Below are 14,768 nucleotides of genomic sequence, written 5' to 3' on the forward strand. Positions count from 1 at the left end.
AAAAGATGATAAATTGGTCAAGGTTAATCGGTCAAAATCAGGCCATTGAACTACTACAAAGAGCGCTTGAAGTCAATTCGATCGCTCCCGCTTACTTATTCGCCGGCGCTAAGGGGATTGGACGCAATCTAGCAGCAAAATGTTTCTGTCAAGACTTGTTAACTAGAGATCGATCTCCAGAAACAAGGGAATTAATCCTGAAACGCTTTTTAGGGGGCAATCATCCCGATTTACTCTGGATTGAACCCACTTATCAACACCAAGGCAAACTGCTCACCGCAAAAGAAGCACAGGAAAGCAATCTCAAGCGTAAAGCTCCCCCGCAAATCCGCATCGAACAAATTCGCGAGATTACTAACTTTTTAAGTCGTCCTCCCCTGGAATCGGCCCGCTCTGTGGTGGTGATCGAGGAAGCAGACACCATGACGGAATCGGCGGCAAATGCCCTCTTAAAAACGCTTGAGGAACCGGGAAAAGCGACTTTAATCCTGATTGCTCCCAGTCCCTCCTCTTTACTACCCACTCTCGTTTCTCGCTGTCAACACATCCCTTTTCAGCGTCTTTCGGAAGAAAATCTCGCTCAAGTCCTCCGCTCTAACGGACAAGCTCGCGTTCTCAATTATCCGGCAATTCTCGGTTTAGCCCAAGGTAGCCCCGGAGAAGCGATCGCAGCTTTAGAGTTTCTCGACAGTCTCCCCCAAGATTTACCGCGATCTTTGAGCAAATTTCCCCTAAAACTCTCCCAAGCACTGGAATTAGCAAAAATTATCGCTCAAACTCTTGACACGGAAACCCAATTATGGTATGTGAGTTATCTTCAGTATGAGGATTGGCAACGACGACGAGAGCGATCGATTTTAGAAATCTTGGAAAAAACCCGCCGGCAGCTGTTAGCCTACGTTCAACCCCGTTTAGTCTGGGAATGCACTTTCTTGGCATTGGCCAAACTATCCACCGCCCAAAAGTCTTAAGATTGTTATATTTATCGATCGAGTGGGGAGAAAGACCATGAAAATCAAATCCTTAGTTTTGCTGATTCTGTTAACCTTGACTACGGTTTTAGGTGCTTGTCAGGGAGGAAAAGAAGCCGAAGAACCGAAAAACGTCCCCACCACGGTGGAATCGCCGCAAAAAGACGATGATAGCGATAAAGACGGGGAAAATCGGCAAAAAGACGATGATAATGACCAGAATAAAGACGATGACGATGATGATGATAACTAATTGTAAAAATCAAAAAATTATTGTTAGGGTTAGGAGTCAGGAGCCAGTAGTCGGTCGTCAGGAGAATTAAGAATGAATGATAATCAATTAAATTGTCTATTTACAGATTTTAGGCAATTTAATCCTTATTTTTGCCGCTTTTGAACCCTTAACTAGGGTTTGCGGCAAAAAGTTTGTTGGTGGGGGCAGGGTGTGGGGTGTGGGGTGTGGGGTGTAGGGTTTTACCGATTTTGAGGTAGTCAGTTACCTAATTTTCAGGGAAAAAGTACCTGAATTTTACCCCCGATCCCTCCAATGGTCGGCACTTTTTGAGGTCAAAAAAGTCTAAAAGCCTTATCCAACAAGGTTTTTAGATTTATTCAGCAAGCCTTAACTAGGGTTTGCGGCAAAAAGTACGGGCGAAGCATTCGGTTAGAAAATCTACGGTTTCACCGATAGGTGATTGTCCGAATGCTTCGCCCCTACAGGACGCGGGCCGATGAAGACGCAAGGTTTTGAACGACGATTCTCTCAAAATCTTGCACCTGTTTCGCGAAAAAAGCCACAAAACTCTTACCTTGCCTACATTTCACATTTATTCAGCAAACCCTAACTGGGATAAAAAAATCGGGTGAGCTTTAACCCACCCGATCGCATATAGATTGAAATCAACCTATAACTGTGGTACAAACTGTTCTTTTTCGGGAACGTAGGCGTATTCAGCCACAATTTGCCGGAATTCTTCCCCATTGATCGTTTCTTTTTCGATCAGCAGATCCACCACTCGATCGATCACTTCGCGATGATCGCGGACAATTTGTCGAGAAATTTCATGGCAGTGTTCCACGATTGATCGCACCTGATCATCGATGCGAGTAGCGACCTTCTCAGAATACTCGGAACGAGTCATCAAACCGCCACCGAGGAACACTTCACCCCCTTGACTTTCTAGGGACAAAGGACCCAAATCGCTCATCCCGAAACGAGTCACCATCTGGCGGGCCATATCAGAAACTTGCTGTAAATCGCCACCGGCACCGGTAGTCACCTCATCATAGCCGAAGATTTCTTCCTCAGCCGCCCGACCACCTAAAGCACCGGAAATCCGGGCCATTAACTGCGCTTTCGTGGTTAAACCCTGTTCTTCGTTGGGAGTGAACCAAGTTAAACCCTGGGCCTGGCCCCGGGGAATCAGAGTCACTTTCTGGACGGGATCGTGATCTTTTAAGAGCGTACCCACGATCGCATGGCCCACTTCATGGTAAGCGATTAGGCGCTTGCTCTTGCTATCGACTAAAGGAGTGCCTTCCATACCGGCGATAACGCGATCCACTGCGTCATCTATCTCTAGGAGGGTAATGGCATCTTTGCGACGACGAGCGGTTAAAATTGCCGCTTCGTTGAGTAAATTGGCTAAATCTGCTCCACTGAACCCCGGAGTGCGACGGGCGATCGCTTCGATGGAAACGTCGTTAGCCAGCTTTTTATTGCGGGCGTGAACGTCTAAAATCTCTAAACGACCTTTAAAATCGGGCGCATCGACGGTTACTTGCCGATCAAAACGGCCCGGACGCATGAGAGCGGAATCGAGAACATCGGGGCGGTTAGTGGCGGCAATGATGATAATTCCCGTATTCCCCTCGAAACCGTCCATTTCTGTCAATAATTGGTTTAGGGTTTGTTCCCGTTCATCGTTACCGCCACCGATACCGGCACCCCGTTGACGACCTACCGCGTCAATTTCATCGATAAATATTAAACAGGGAGCATTTTCCTTGGCTTTTTTGAACAAGTCGCGCACGCGAGAAGCACCGACACCGACAAACATTTCCACAAATTCCGAACCGGAAATGCTGAAGAAAGGTACACCCGCTTCACCGGCGATCGCTTTGGCTAACAGGGTTTTACCCGTACCAGGAGGACCAACTAACAGGACTCCTTTGGGGATTTTGGCACCGACGGCGGTAAATTTCTCCGGTTGTTTGAGGAAAGTGACGACTTCCTGTAATTCTTCCTTCGCTTCATCAATTCCTGCCACATCATCAAAGGTGATGCCGGTTTTTGCTTCCATCTGGAAACGAGCTTTTGATTTGCCAAAACTCATCGCTTGACCGGGGCCGCCTGGCATATTATTAGAACGGCGGAACAGGAAAAAGAGAGCGGCAATCAGCAAAAAGGGGAAAAGTAGATTACCGAGGAATCCCCACCAAGCGCCGTCATTCCGCATCGGGTGAGCATCGAAACTAATTTTAGAATCGCGTAAACGGGCGATTAAATCGGGGGAATTGGCAGGTAAATCGACCCGCAGGCGTTGTACTCGGTTTTCTAGTTCTGGATCTAGGGCCTGTACGATCGCGGTTCGGCCCCCTTCGTAGAGATCGACGCTAACAACCCTACCACTGTCTAGGTATTCTAGAAAGCGTCCGTAGGTCATGCGGGTAGTGGCGGTGTTATTGCCGATATTACCGGTGGCCGTGGCAAAAGTGCCTTGCCAGAGGAAAAAACCGACCACAAGGGCGGGCAATGTCCACAGTAAAATCGTTTTCCAGGATAGTTTCATGTTTGTTTAGTGGTTCTAGGATAAAGATTTTTGCTTAACTCATTTAGCTGTTTTTGTCAAGGATTTTACGTTATTTTTTCGAGATTAATCCCCGCAGCCAATTAAATCTTAACTAAATGTAACGTAATTCTCATAATTCTGACAAGAATGGTGACGATAGATTTTGGCTCTCTTGGGTTTGGTGGGTAAAATGTATTCTAAGATACATTCTTCCTAGCGGGGGGGTGGAACGAACCACAAAGACACAAAGGACACCAAGATTGATCGATCCTATATATATAAGTTAAACTTATCACACAGAACCGAGAAGAGCCAGATTTTTGAGTTCATTTGTTCTAACAAGAGTCTCATGGTTTCTGGGATCAGCTGTACTGAATTTAAACTGCCTCAAGGTATATACTATATCTATTGATACGAAAATCATCTCCAAAATCCTAGAATTGCTTCTTTTTCCCATATTTGATAATTTTGCTAGATGTAACCAATTAAAGATAGAGTTAGTATCTCAACAAAATTTTTACCCTGATTTGACCTTTATTCACGAGCCAACAGGAGCTAAGTTTGCTGTGGACAGAGATTACTATTGATGAGGAGAGTGTTTAGTGAAGTTAACGCCACTTGTGCCACCGATTAAGTGTCAAGGAATTAAAACTAAATTGGTGAAAGATATTAAAAATATTGTGTCTGATCTGAGCTTTGGGCGTTGGATAGAACCCTTTTCTGGATCGGGGGTGGTGGCTTTTAATATTAATCCCAAAAAGTCTTTACTTGCGGACACAAATACTCATATTATACAGTTTTATAATAATCTAAAAAATCAAGTTATTACCAGTAAAACTGTTAAGCTTTTTTTGCAAGAAAATGGTCAAGTTCTTAAGGAGCAGGGAGAAAGTTATTATTATCAAGTACGAGAAAGATTTAATCAATCTCCTAATTCTCTAGATTTTTTATTTCTCAATCGCTCCTGTTTTAATGGCGTGATGAGATTCAATCGTAAGGGACAGTTTAACGTACCTTACTGTCATAAATCAGAGCGATTTTCTCAAGCATATATTACCAAAATAGTCAATCAAGTTATTGCCCTAGAAAATATTCTTATTAAAACTGATTATAATTTTCAAGTTGCTGACTTTCGAGAGACTTTATCTGATTGGCAAAAAACAGACTTGATCTATCTCGATCCTCCTTATTTAGGGAGACACACCGATTATTTTAACTCTTGGTCTGAAGAGGATGAAGATTGTTTGGTGACTATTTTAAAGGATATTTCTTGTCGGTTTATTTTGTCCACTTGGCATAGTAATCAGTTTAGGAGCAATCCTTTAATTAAAAAAAATTGGAGTGCTGATAAGTTTTATATCTATACTAAACAGCATTTTTATCATGTGGGTTCCACAGAAAAATTACGTCATCCGATCACCGAAGCACTCATTACTAACTTTAACATTCCCTTGTTGCCAGAGCGAGGAACTGATTTGCAACAACTGTCATTATTGCCATCGACAGCAGAAAATGAGGGAGCGAGAACAGTCTAGAAGATGCCTAGTGGCTAATTCTCACTCCTTACTATTTATCCTTGGCTTTGGCGCAGATGGTCGTTAATTTGGCGTTTACGCTTTTCTTCGGGGGCAGTGCTAGTAATTTCGCCAAAATCTTGACTACTCATGGAAAGATGGGACATTATCTTTCTTTTGCGCTCTTTAGCGGTTAATTCCGGTGAAGGAGTTACTGGAGGCGGCGCTGCCACGGGTTCCGCTACCACCGGAGGAGTTTCCACAATTGGCAGCGGTTTTTTGGGAATATAGTCAGCACCAGTGGTACTTCTGGAGAGATGATCGAGAATGCGCCGTTTGCGATCGTCAGTAGCCATAAAAATCTTTGCCAATCTAGTTTAAAGTTTTGTAACTATCACCTATTGTCAAACATCCCTATCCCCTTGAGAAGTCAAGGGAGACTTTATCTTGAGGGATTGAAGACATATAAAACCTGCGATCGCATTTATCTGGCCGTGGAACTGGGGGTCTTCTCGCCCAAGGTGATAAGATAAAAAACTAAGTCTTTGAAAATATGACAAAGGATTTATCTATCATGACACCCTCTTTAGCTAACTTTCTCTGGAGCCTTGTTTTAGGTGCGGTTATCGTTCTGATCCCTGCCACTATCGGTTTGATTTTCATCAGTCAATACGACAAGATCAAACGCACTTAATTTAATCTAACTCTAAAATGCCCAGACCGATTCCTCTGGGCATTTTAGCTAATTTTGGAACTGGCAAGAGCGATCGCACCGACTACCCGATATCCCTCTGTGCGTAAAACCTGCACAGCTTCCTCGATCGTGGTTCCTGTGGTATAAATATCGTCAATTAAGAGAATCGGCACTGATTTCGGTAAATTTTTCCCCAGTTGAAAAGCCGCTTGCATCGTCCTTTTTCTTTCCTCGGCTGCCATACTAAACAAGGCTGCCGTGTTCTTAGTCCGAATTAATCCGCGACTAGCCAGATGATAACCGGTTAAACGACAAAAACCTTCGCCAATGACTTCTGCTTGATTAAAACCCCTTTCCTTTAACCTTTCTGGGTGGAGAGGGATAGGAATCACCGTCAAACGTTTATCGGTGAGGGGAGGACGCAGCAGCCAAGTTTCCCCCATGCAACTGCCTAGCAAAGAGCCGAGAGCGGGATGGCGATCATATTTCATTTTAGCGATCGCCTGTTTTAATTTACCTTCATAGCGTCCCCAGATAAACAGGGGAATAGAACTACGCCAGAGAAAAAGCGGGTTATTCTGACGATAGGCCTGTAATTGTCGCCCACAATCACGGCAAAGCTCTCGATCGCTCTGCCGTTGACAAAGAGGACAGGGAGACTTAAGAAATAAAGCGAGAAAAGGTTCGAGCATGGGAAGCAAAAGTTTTAGCTAGATCCTGACTTCCATCGTCAAAAACGGTCAAATAATGGGGATTACTCCGCTCGATCGAAAGACTGATTCCTTGCGCTCCTTCGGACTCTAGATCTTGGAGATAACCCCCCTGATGCTGTTGTGCTTCCTCAAAGGAGGCAAAGGGACCAAAATAGTAGATACAGTGGGGATAAAGGGAGGTAATTTTCAGCCACCAAGGCGTGTTATCGTCAGAAATTTTATTTGTCTGCAAGAAAGATAAAATCATGTTCTGGTATTGATAGGGTACAGGGATTGCAGGAATCAAGGACAGGTTTTGAGGAACTTTGCCTCCATAATTCCCGTTTGCTGGCCAAAAAGTCGAGCTTTTGGCCAAAGAGAGTCTTTTTATCGTATTAGATTAACAAGGGGATCGGTCGCAAAATCAAAAGAGATTCTAAAAATTCCCCTCAGCCAAGGGGAAGCGGATCGAGATAGGATAGTAAAAAGTTTTTTTGTAGAAAGCTAGGGAGATAAGATAACTATGAGCCAGATCACAGACACAGATAAGAGTCTTGAGGCGATGAAGAAGTTTGCCGAACAGTACGCTAGAGGTACAAATACCTATTTCTGTAGCGATCTCTCGGTGACAGCCGTAGTAATTGAGGGATTAGCGCGTCATAAGGACGAATTAGGCGCTCCTTTATGTCCCTGTCGTCACTACGAGGACAAAGAAGCGGAGGTAAAAAATACTTTCTGGAATTGTCCCTGTGTACCGATGCGGGAACGGAAAGAATGTCACTGTATGCTGTTTATTACCCCCGATAACGAGTTTGCTGGGGAAGAACAGGTAATTTCCCTCGACTATATCCAAGAAGTCCGCGAATTGATGAAGGGGCATTAGTATAGGGTAATGACAGCCAGCGCTTTTGGGCAAGGAATCGACGAATTTAATCGCCAGCAATTCTATGCTTGTCATGATACCCTAGAGGCTTTGTGGATGGAGTCCGCAGAGCCTGAAAAAACCTTTTATCAAGGCATTTTGCAGATTGCTGTCGCTTGTTACCATCTAGAAAATAATAACTGGCGCGGGGCGGTAATTCTTTTGGGGGAAGGGGTGAGACGTTTACAACACTATCAACCCGATTACGAGGGGATCAACGTGACGCACTTGGTGGGGGAGAGTTTGGATCTATTAAACTTTTTACAGAATCTCGATCCCCAAGCTTTACCGGCAGTGTTAGAAGCGATGAAAAGCAATCAGGAACATCCTCATCCCCACCTCGATCAATCTATCTGTTCCCTGCCGAAAATCCTCAAAATTCATCCCGTTCTCTAAACAGCTAGATTAGTTAGTCAATACAATTACCTCTAAGTAGGTGGGTGTTAAAATTGTCAGCACCCCCCTTATCAAGGGGGGATTAAGGGGGGATCAGCACCCCCCTTATCAAGGGGGGATTAAGGGGGGATCAGCACCCCCCTTATCAAGGGGGGATTAAGGGGGGATCAAGGGGCAATTTATCTTCAATTTAATTGAAACCATTTACTTATAGGTGACATTTTTATGAGAGCAAGATCCGCAAAAATCAGGGGATGGCTAGTTGCCCTCGTTTCTACCAGCTTAATGGTGGGATTGGGCAATTCTCCCCTAGTCAAGGCACAGCAGAATATTGTACCCGGTAATGCCATGACAGTGCGATCGGATATTCAAGAGGCAAACTCAAAAACGGGGGTAATTACTGCTAGGGGTAACGTACAAGTGTTCTATCCCGCTCGCAAAATGCAGGCCACTTCCGCCCAAGCTCAGTATTTTAGCCGCGAACGTCGTTTAGTGATGACGGGTAACGTTTACGTTTTGCAAGAAGGCAACAGTATCCGCGCTGAAACGATGACTTATCTAGTCGATGAGGGTAGATTTATCGCTACTCCCCAAACCAGTCAGCAGGTGGAGTCAATTTATTTAGTCAAAGATAACGAAACTTCCCCCCAACCAGCTGCTTCCCCGACACCCGCACCCATACCTTCCCCTTCCCTCCCCGCTGCCCCAATTATTAACCCGCAGTGATAGTCAGGAGACAGGAATCAGGAGACAGGAGACAAAAGGCAAAAGGCAAAAGGCAAAAGGCAAAAGGCAAAAGGCAGTATTCTCCCCACACCCCACACCCCACACCCCACACCCCACTTCCCCACACCCCACACCCCACACCCCAACACCGGATAAAGATGACTTTAGTATTAGAAAATATCCATAAATCCTACGGTAAAAGACTCGTGGTTAACCGAGTGAGTATTACCGTTGCCCCGGGGGAAATTGTCGGGTTATTAGGACCAAATGGCGCGGGGAAAACCACAACTTTTTATATCGCCACGGGATTAATTAAACCGAATCAAGGGCGCGTTTGGCTCGATCAAAAAGAAATTACCAAATTACCCCTTAATCAAAGGGCGCGTCTGGGTATTGGCTATCTGACGCAGCAGGCCAGTATTTTTCGTTATTTAACTGTATCAGAAAATATTCAGTTAGCCCTAGAACAGTCGGGAGTTCCCTTTTCCCAACGGGCAAATCGTCTCTATAATTTATTAAAAGAATTTCGCCTCGATAAGATTGTTGGCACTAAAGGAGCTTACGTTTCTGGAGGAGAAAGAAGAAGGACGGAATTAGCTCGCGCTTTAGCGGTGGGAGTCAACGGACCAAGATTTTTGTTATTAGATGAACCTTTCGCCGGGGTGGATCCAATCGCTGTATCTGAGATTCAAGCGATGATCGCTGGTTTAAGGGATCGTCAGATGGGAATTTTAATTACTGATCACAATGTGCGAGAAACTTTGGCTATTACTAATCGGGCTTATATTATGCGCGAAGGGCAGATTTTAGCGGCGGGAAGTGGTGAAGAACTTTATAATAATCCTCTGGTGCGTCAGTATTATTTGGGTGATAATTTCTTAAGATAATTGTTATTAATAAAAAATCGCTGCATTATATCATGAAAGTTAGCAATTGGCAAGGAAATTTAAGTAGAATACCCGGATTTACCATCTTAGACCGCTATATTTTTGTCGAGTTATTATTACCCTTTCTATTTGGTATGGGTTTATTCACTTCTTTGGGAGTGGCGATCGGGACTTTATTTGATTTAGTGCGACGGATTACTGAATCGGGTTTACCTTTTACTTTGGCCCTAAAAATTCTCCTATTAAAAATGCCAGAGTTTATTGTTTTAGCCTTTCCCATGTCGATACTTTTAGCAGCTTTAATGGCCTACAGTCGTTTAGCCAGTGATAGCGAATTAATTGCTTTTAAAAGTATTGGAATTAGTGTTTATCGCCTAATAATTCCCGCCATTGTGCTAAGTTTAATAGTGACGGGATTAACCTACATTTTTAATGATTATGTGGCTCCAGCTGCTAGTTATGAAGCTAATGCTACCATGACGAAAGCTCTGCGACCAAATCGCAAATCTTTTATTGAAGATAATATTATTTATCCTGAATACGGCAAAGTGCGGCCACCGGATGGAGGGGAATCGCAAACAGTATTAAGAAGGTTATTTTATGCTGAAAGATTTAACGGTCAAGAAATGTTAGGTTTAACCATTCTTGATCGCACCCAACCGGAAGTTAATCAAATTATTACCTCAGAATCAGCTTCTTGGAATATTGAAAAGAATATCTGGGATTTTTATAACGGCACAATTTATCTAATTGATCCTAATGGTTCCTATCGTAATATTGTCCGCTTTCAACATCAACAATTAGCCCTACCGCGTACCCCTTTAGATTTAGCTTTTCGGGCGCGAGATGGTTCAGAAATGACCCTAAGACAAGCGCAGGAATACCTAAAAATAATGCAATTAAGTGGCAATCCTACCAAAATTAGAAAACTACAGGTTCAAATCGAGCAGAAAATATCTTTACCCTTTGTTTGTTTAGTTTTTGGGATGATTGGGGCAGCCTTGGGATTGCGTCCCCAAAATTCTAATAAAGCCACCAGTTTCGGTATTTGTATTGTCCTAATTTTCTCCTATTATCTCCTATCTTTTGTCACCAGTTCCTTAGGCATTGGCGGAGTTTTAACCCCCTTGATGGCCGCTTGGTTGCCCAACATTTTAGGATTAACTGCCGGGGGAATTTTGTTACTTCAATCGGCTAAATAATCGAGGATTAGCGGTGGGAATAAAAATTGATAATCATCAAATTTCTAGGGCTAATTTGTATAAACGACTGCGGGATAAATTAGTAACCTGTGCTAATTGTCTGCTGGCTTGCGATCGACTAACTCCCCGTTCTATAATTTGTTTTAATTCCCGTTTTAATTCCTCCTCGGATAATTGGATATTATCGGCCTGATCGTTGCCCATAACTATGAGCGTAAATTCCCCTTTAGGAGTTTTATTCTCCCGATATAAATTAATCGCCTCGGCGATAGTTCCTCGCCAAATTTCTTCGTAAAGCTTGGTTAATTCCCGACCTAAAACTATCTTTCTCGTTGATCCGAAAGTTTCGCGTAAATCCTCCAAAGTCTTAATAAGTTTGTGAGGTGCTTCATAAAAAACCATCGTTCTTGTTTCGGTTTTTAAACCCTCTAAGCGCTCTTGTTTCAGCTTTTCCTTACCCGGAAGAAATCCTTCAAAACAGAATCTTTCCGTGGGTAATCCCGACACCGCTAAAGCAGTAATTACCGCCGTTACTCCGGGGATGGGAACCACTTCGATCTGAGCTTCTATACAAGCTTTAATTAACTCATAACCAGGGTCAGAAATCCCCGGCATTCCCGCATCAGTAACCAAGGCGATATCCTGACCTTGGCTGAGAATATTTAATAACTGATCGAGACGGGAAAGGCGATTATGTTCATGGTAACTAATTTGAGGGGTTGAAATATCAAAATGCTGTAATAATTTGCCGGTGTGTCTGGTATCTTCGGCGGCAATTAGAGCGACTTTTTTGAGAGTTGCCAGGGATCGGAAAGTCAGATCGTCTAAATTGCCGATCGGCGTTCCCACCACATACAATTTACCGATATTATTCATAAATTGGCTAAAAATAGGCTATTTAGTTGTATTTTAAGTGATCAGTAAACTAAAAATTCACATCTGCTCACTGATAACTGAGAACCGATCGCTTTTCTCTGTTCAGGGATCACTCAAATAGGGTAAAGTAGGTCAAGGTATGCTAACCCTGTTATTGCATTAATCTAGTCTAAGGAGAACGTCTTAGTAATGTTAACCCTAAAAATCGCCGTTTATATCGTTGTTTCCTTCTTTGTCTTACTTTTTATCTTTGGCTTCCTTTCTGGCGATCCTACCCGTAACCCCGGACGCAAAGACTTTGAGTAGAAGACAATTATCAAACTGGTTCTAGGGTAGAGACACAGGGAACAAGTTATCGGACTTTCCCTGTCTCCCTAGAAATAATGATCGTGGTAGTATCATTGAGGTTCGCTCGTCCTCTATTTCGATCGCCGACTCGTGCAGTCATGTCTTTTTTTTTCTTAGCTGTTGAACCACCTGCCCTGATTAATACTGTAGCCGAACCGGAAACGGAGGAGCGCCAAGTTGCTGAAAATATTCCCACGTCTGTAGTTCCCCTCCCTGTCACCCCAGCACCTCTAGAGGCAAAAAAGCCTTCAGAAGAGAGCGTTTCTATTCCCCTCACCGTCACTCCACCTCCGGAAACCGTCGAGGTAAAACCCTTGGTTCCCGATCAGGGTATTCCCTTAGAACCTTTACCTAGCAGTGCGGGTGATGCGGCAGCTTTAGGAAAACCCCTTTCTGTCCAGAATTCTCCACCCCCCGCAGCCGTTGGTGTCACCATTCATCCCGAAACCGAGATAGTTTCAGGATTAAATCAAAAAGCTCTTAACCAGAAAAATGGCTCAACTCGGCTATTAGTGCGGAAAAAAGGCGAAAAAACCAGCCAAGAATACTTGATTTCCCTCAATAACAGCCTAGCTCAGACCGATGCAGTTAATCCAGAAGGGGAAAAGCCCCTAGAATTAGTGGCCGATGAGCAGGAATTTGACCAAAATCGGCAGATTATCACCGCTAGGGGTAATGTCACCCTACGTTTTGCCCAAAGTGTACTAACAGCCGATCGCTTACAGATTAATCTTCCCGAAAAGTTAGCGGTAGCGGAGGGCCAGGTGATCCTAACCCGGGGAGATCAAATCCTGCGCGGCGATCGCTTTGAGTATTATTTCGTCCAGGATAGCGGTGTGGTATTTAATGCTAATGGGGAGATTTTTCAACCCAGCACCGCTAGGGATTTAGGACAAACGCTGCCCACGGATGTGGGGGCCGGTAGTTCTTTTGGAACCCTAACCGATCGTTTGGCATTAAATCAACCCTTGCAGAGAATCACCACGGGAGAGGGTTTTCAATTTGTCGTCGGGGGACAGGATCCCAGTCGACGCGATCGACAGAATATTAGTAGTCCATCGGGGGGAACGATTAATCGTGTCCGTTTTCAGGCCGAACGCTTGAATTTTGATGGTAAGGTGTGGAATGCCACTAATGTGCGTCTGACTAATGACCCTTTTTCCCCCCCTGAATTGGAAGTTCGAGCTAATTCCGCCACTTTTCGCAGTACCGGCCCCTTTACCGATGAGTTACGGATGAGTAATTCCCAGTTGGTTTTCGATCAACGGGTAGTGGCACCCACTTTTATTAATAGTCTTACTTTCGATCGCCGTCGTCGTCGTCCTTTTTTAATTGCCCCGGGCTATGATGGGGAGGATCGGGGCGGATTTTTCGTAGAAAGTCCCCTAACTTTAGTGGAGACACCGAAGACTCTTTTTGAGTTGACACCGCAATATTTAATTCAAAAAGTCCTTAATCCCGATGCTTTTCCCTCAGCTAACCCCGGAGGTGGCGAAGTTTCGCCCCTTAGTCCGAAAGCTTTTGGTTTGTTGGGCAATTTTGCCACTAATTTTGGTGAGCGCTCGTTTTTGCAAGCGACAGCTTCTTTTTCTAATTTAGATTTGGAACAGATCGAAAATATTGTTCGTTCTAAAATTCGCTTTCAACAGACGATCGGACAGTTGCAGGATCCCTATCTGCTCAATGTGGAGTACAATTATCGCGAGCGTCTCTTTAACGGTTCTTTGGGGTTTCAGACGGTTAATAGCAGTTTTGGGGCAATTTTGACCTCACCGGTGATTGTTGTCCCCAATACGGATATCAGACTCAGTTATCAAGCTTCTGTTCAGAATGTTAACGCACCCACCGATCGCAGTGATCTCTTAGCGGCCAATGCAACGGATAATGTGACCAATTTAAGCCGTTTTCAGGGTGCTATCTCCCTCAATCGCAGTTTTTTACTCTGGTCTGCCCTTACTTTACCACCGACTCCCGACCAAGGTTTAAGATTTTCTCCTCTTCCCGTTCAACCCTATATTGCTCTTGTCACTGGTGTCACCGGTGTCAGCAGTTATTACACTAACGGAGAGACGCAAAATTCCGTCACGGGAACCGTGGGATTATTGGGACAGTTTGGGCGTTTTTCCCGCGATTTGTTCGACTATACCGGATTTAATCTCAGTTTTAGTCAGGGTTTAGTTAACGGACAATCACCCTTTTTCTTCGATCGCTTTGTTGATCAACAAACCATGTCCTATGGTATAACTCAACAGGTATATGGTCCGATTCGCGTGGGTTTCCAGAGCATTTATAGTATCGATCAAGCTAAGGAAATCAGTACAGAATATTTTCTCGAATGGAGTCGTCGGACCTATAGTTTAATTTTGCGCTATAACCCAGTGCTGCAGTTGGGAATACTCAACATCCGCGTGTCGGATTTCAACTGGACAGGCAACCCCGGCTATTTTGAGGGTAGCGATGTCCGTCCAGTGGTGGATGGAGTAACCCGTTAAGCTGAGGAGATAGGAGAAGGGAGAGGGGAGAATAAATAATCAGTTTTTAATAACCAGATTTAGCATAATAACATCAAACTGGAACAAACACAAGCCCGCACTTTTTCTACTTATATCTTCTCTTTAAATTGACAGAAAAGCTCCTAAAATTTTCATGGTGTTGATCGTTTCATAATTTAACCCTTCTACTCCCTTAATATTTGTTTGTTGGCCAATTCAGACTTGAATTGGCCATGCTTTTTACTACTCCCCTTCC

The 14,768-nt window shown here is 44.0% G+C and carries 17 protein-coding genes; 12 read left to right on the plus strand and 5 right to left on the minus strand.

The window, feature by feature from the left end:
• Positions 1-5: 5 nt before the first annotated feature.
• Together holB and ACQY1Y_RS10000 are read left to right on the plus strand one after the other, a co-directional pair.
• Positions 6-971 carry a DNA polymerase III subunit delta' gene (holB, locus tag ACQY1Y_RS09995; protein ID WP_103113279.1) on the plus strand — a complete coding sequence of 322 codons (966 nt, stop codon included), beginning with the start codon at positions 6-8 and terminating at the stop codon, positions 969-971.
• A 37-nt stretch (positions 972-1,008) separates the two neighbouring features.
• Complete coding sequence (locus tag ACQY1Y_RS10000) at positions 1,009-1,224, plus strand: hypothetical protein (protein ID WP_002779127.1); 216 nt, start codon at positions 1,009-1,011, stop codon at positions 1,222-1,224.
• Positions 1,225-1,876: 652 nt separating this feature from the next.
• Here the strand turns inward: ACQY1Y_RS10000 and ftsH2 are convergent.
• Complete coding sequence (gene ftsH2 / locus ACQY1Y_RS10005; RefSeq protein ID WP_002734973.1) at positions 1,877-3,763, minus strand: ATP-dependent zinc metalloprotease FtsH2; 1,887 nt, start codon at positions 3,761-3,763, stop codon at positions 1,877-1,879.
• Positions 3,764-4,083: 320 nt separating this feature from the next.
• On the opposite strand from ftsH2, the gene ACQY1Y_RS10010 reads away from it, so the two are divergent.
• Together ACQY1Y_RS10010 and ACQY1Y_RS10015 are read left to right on the plus strand one after the other, a co-directional pair.
• Positions 4,084-4,350, plus strand: a complete 267-nt coding sequence (locus ACQY1Y_RS10010) for a type II restriction endonuclease (protein WP_301337544.1) — start codon at positions 4,084-4,086, stop codon at positions 4,348-4,350.
• Between the two features lie 15 nt (positions 4,351-4,365).
• Complete coding sequence (locus ACQY1Y_RS10015; protein WP_430014493.1) at positions 4,366-5,298, plus strand: DNA adenine methylase; 933 nt, start codon at positions 4,366-4,368, stop codon at positions 5,296-5,298.
• Positions 5,299-5,333: 35 nt separating this feature from the next.
• On the opposite strand, the gene ACQY1Y_RS10020 is transcribed toward ACQY1Y_RS10015, so the two are convergent.
• The gene (locus tag ACQY1Y_RS10020; RefSeq protein ID WP_002734830.1) at positions 5,334-5,633 is read right to left on the minus strand and encodes a hypothetical protein; all 300 of its coding nucleotides are present in this window, start codon (positions 5,631-5,633) and stop codon (positions 5,334-5,336) included.
• A gap of 218 nt (positions 5,634-5,851) precedes the next feature.
• On the opposite strand from ACQY1Y_RS10020, the gene psbX reads away from it, so the two are divergent.
• Entirely contained in the window at positions 5,852-5,971 is a 120-nt protein-coding gene (psbX, locus tag ACQY1Y_RS10025) for a photosystem II reaction center X protein (protein WP_002733679.1), read from the plus strand.
• 44 nt (positions 5,972-6,015) lie between these two features.
• Here the strand turns inward: psbX and ACQY1Y_RS10030 are convergent, their stop codons facing one another.
• On the minus strand, positions 6,016-6,663 hold the full coding sequence (locus ACQY1Y_RS10030) for a ComF family protein (protein ID WP_002779130.1): 648 nt from the start codon (positions 6,661-6,663) through the stop codon (positions 6,016-6,018).
• Positions 6,632-6,931, minus strand: a complete 300-nt coding sequence (locus ACQY1Y_RS10035) for a DUF1816 domain-containing protein (protein ID WP_002733535.1) — start codon at positions 6,929-6,931, stop codon at positions 6,632-6,634. The genes ACQY1Y_RS10030 and ACQY1Y_RS10035 overlap by 32 nt, the downstream gene beginning before the upstream one ends.
• Before the next feature lie 255 nt (positions 6,932-7,186).
• Between ACQY1Y_RS10035 and ACQY1Y_RS10040 the strand changes: the two genes are divergently transcribed.
• From ACQY1Y_RS10040 to ACQY1Y_RS10060, 5 genes are all read left to right on the plus strand, one after another.
• The gene (locus ACQY1Y_RS10040) at positions 7,187-7,546 is read left to right on the plus strand and encodes a ferredoxin thioredoxin reductase catalytic beta subunit (protein WP_002779133.1); all 360 of its coding nucleotides are present in this window, start codon (positions 7,187-7,189) and stop codon (positions 7,544-7,546) included.
• Positions 7,547-7,555: 9 nt separating this feature from the next.
• A complete protein-coding gene (locus tag ACQY1Y_RS10045; RefSeq protein ID WP_185239678.1) occupies positions 7,556-7,981 on the plus strand; it encodes a DUF309 domain-containing protein in 426 nt (141 codons plus the stop codon).
• 225 nt (positions 7,982-8,206) lie between these two features.
• Positions 8,207-8,707, plus strand: a complete 501-nt coding sequence (locus tag ACQY1Y_RS10050; RefSeq protein WP_002732682.1) for an LptA/OstA family protein — start codon at positions 8,207-8,209, stop codon at positions 8,705-8,707.
• 158 nt (positions 8,708-8,865) lie between these two features.
• Complete coding sequence (gene lptB / locus ACQY1Y_RS10055) at positions 8,866-9,594, plus strand: LPS export ABC transporter ATP-binding protein (RefSeq protein ID WP_002734513.1); 729 nt, start codon at positions 8,866-8,868, stop codon at positions 9,592-9,594.
• A 32-nt stretch (positions 9,595-9,626) separates the two neighbouring features.
• The gene (locus ACQY1Y_RS10060) at positions 9,627-10,796 is read left to right on the plus strand and encodes an LptF/LptG family permease (RefSeq protein WP_016516317.1); all 1,170 of its coding nucleotides are present in this window, start codon (positions 9,627-9,629) and stop codon (positions 10,794-10,796) included.
• 36 nt (positions 10,797-10,832) lie between these two features.
• Here the strand turns inward: ACQY1Y_RS10060 and rsmI are convergent, their stop codons facing one another.
• Positions 10,833-11,672, minus strand: coding sequence for a 16S rRNA (cytidine(1402)-2'-O)-methyltransferase (gene rsmI / locus ACQY1Y_RS10065; RefSeq protein ID WP_430014494.1), 840 nt, complete (start codon positions 11,670-11,672; stop codon positions 10,833-10,835).
• Positions 11,673-11,861: 189 nt separating this feature from the next.
• Here rsmI and ACQY1Y_RS10070 point away from each other — a divergent pair, with 189 nt between their 5' ends.
• Positions 11,862-11,978: a photosystem II reaction center protein I gene (locus ACQY1Y_RS10070; RefSeq protein WP_002732356.1), complete on the plus strand. Its 117-nt coding sequence runs from the start codon at positions 11,862-11,864 to the stop codon at positions 11,976-11,978.
• A 140-nt stretch (positions 11,979-12,118) separates the two neighbouring features.
• A complete protein-coding gene (locus tag ACQY1Y_RS10075; RefSeq protein ID WP_430014495.1) occupies positions 12,119-14,512 on the plus strand; it encodes a DUF3769 domain-containing protein in 2,394 nt (797 codons plus the stop codon).
• Positions 14,513-14,768: the final 256 nt, after the last annotated feature.

Origin of the sequence: Microcystis ichthyoblabe FBCC-A1114, assembly GCF_050500245.1 — a bacterium.
In the GTDB taxonomy this organism is placed as follows: Bacteria; Cyanobacteriota; Cyanobacteriia; order Cyanobacteriales; family Microcystaceae; genus Microcystis; species Microcystis ichthyoblabe_A.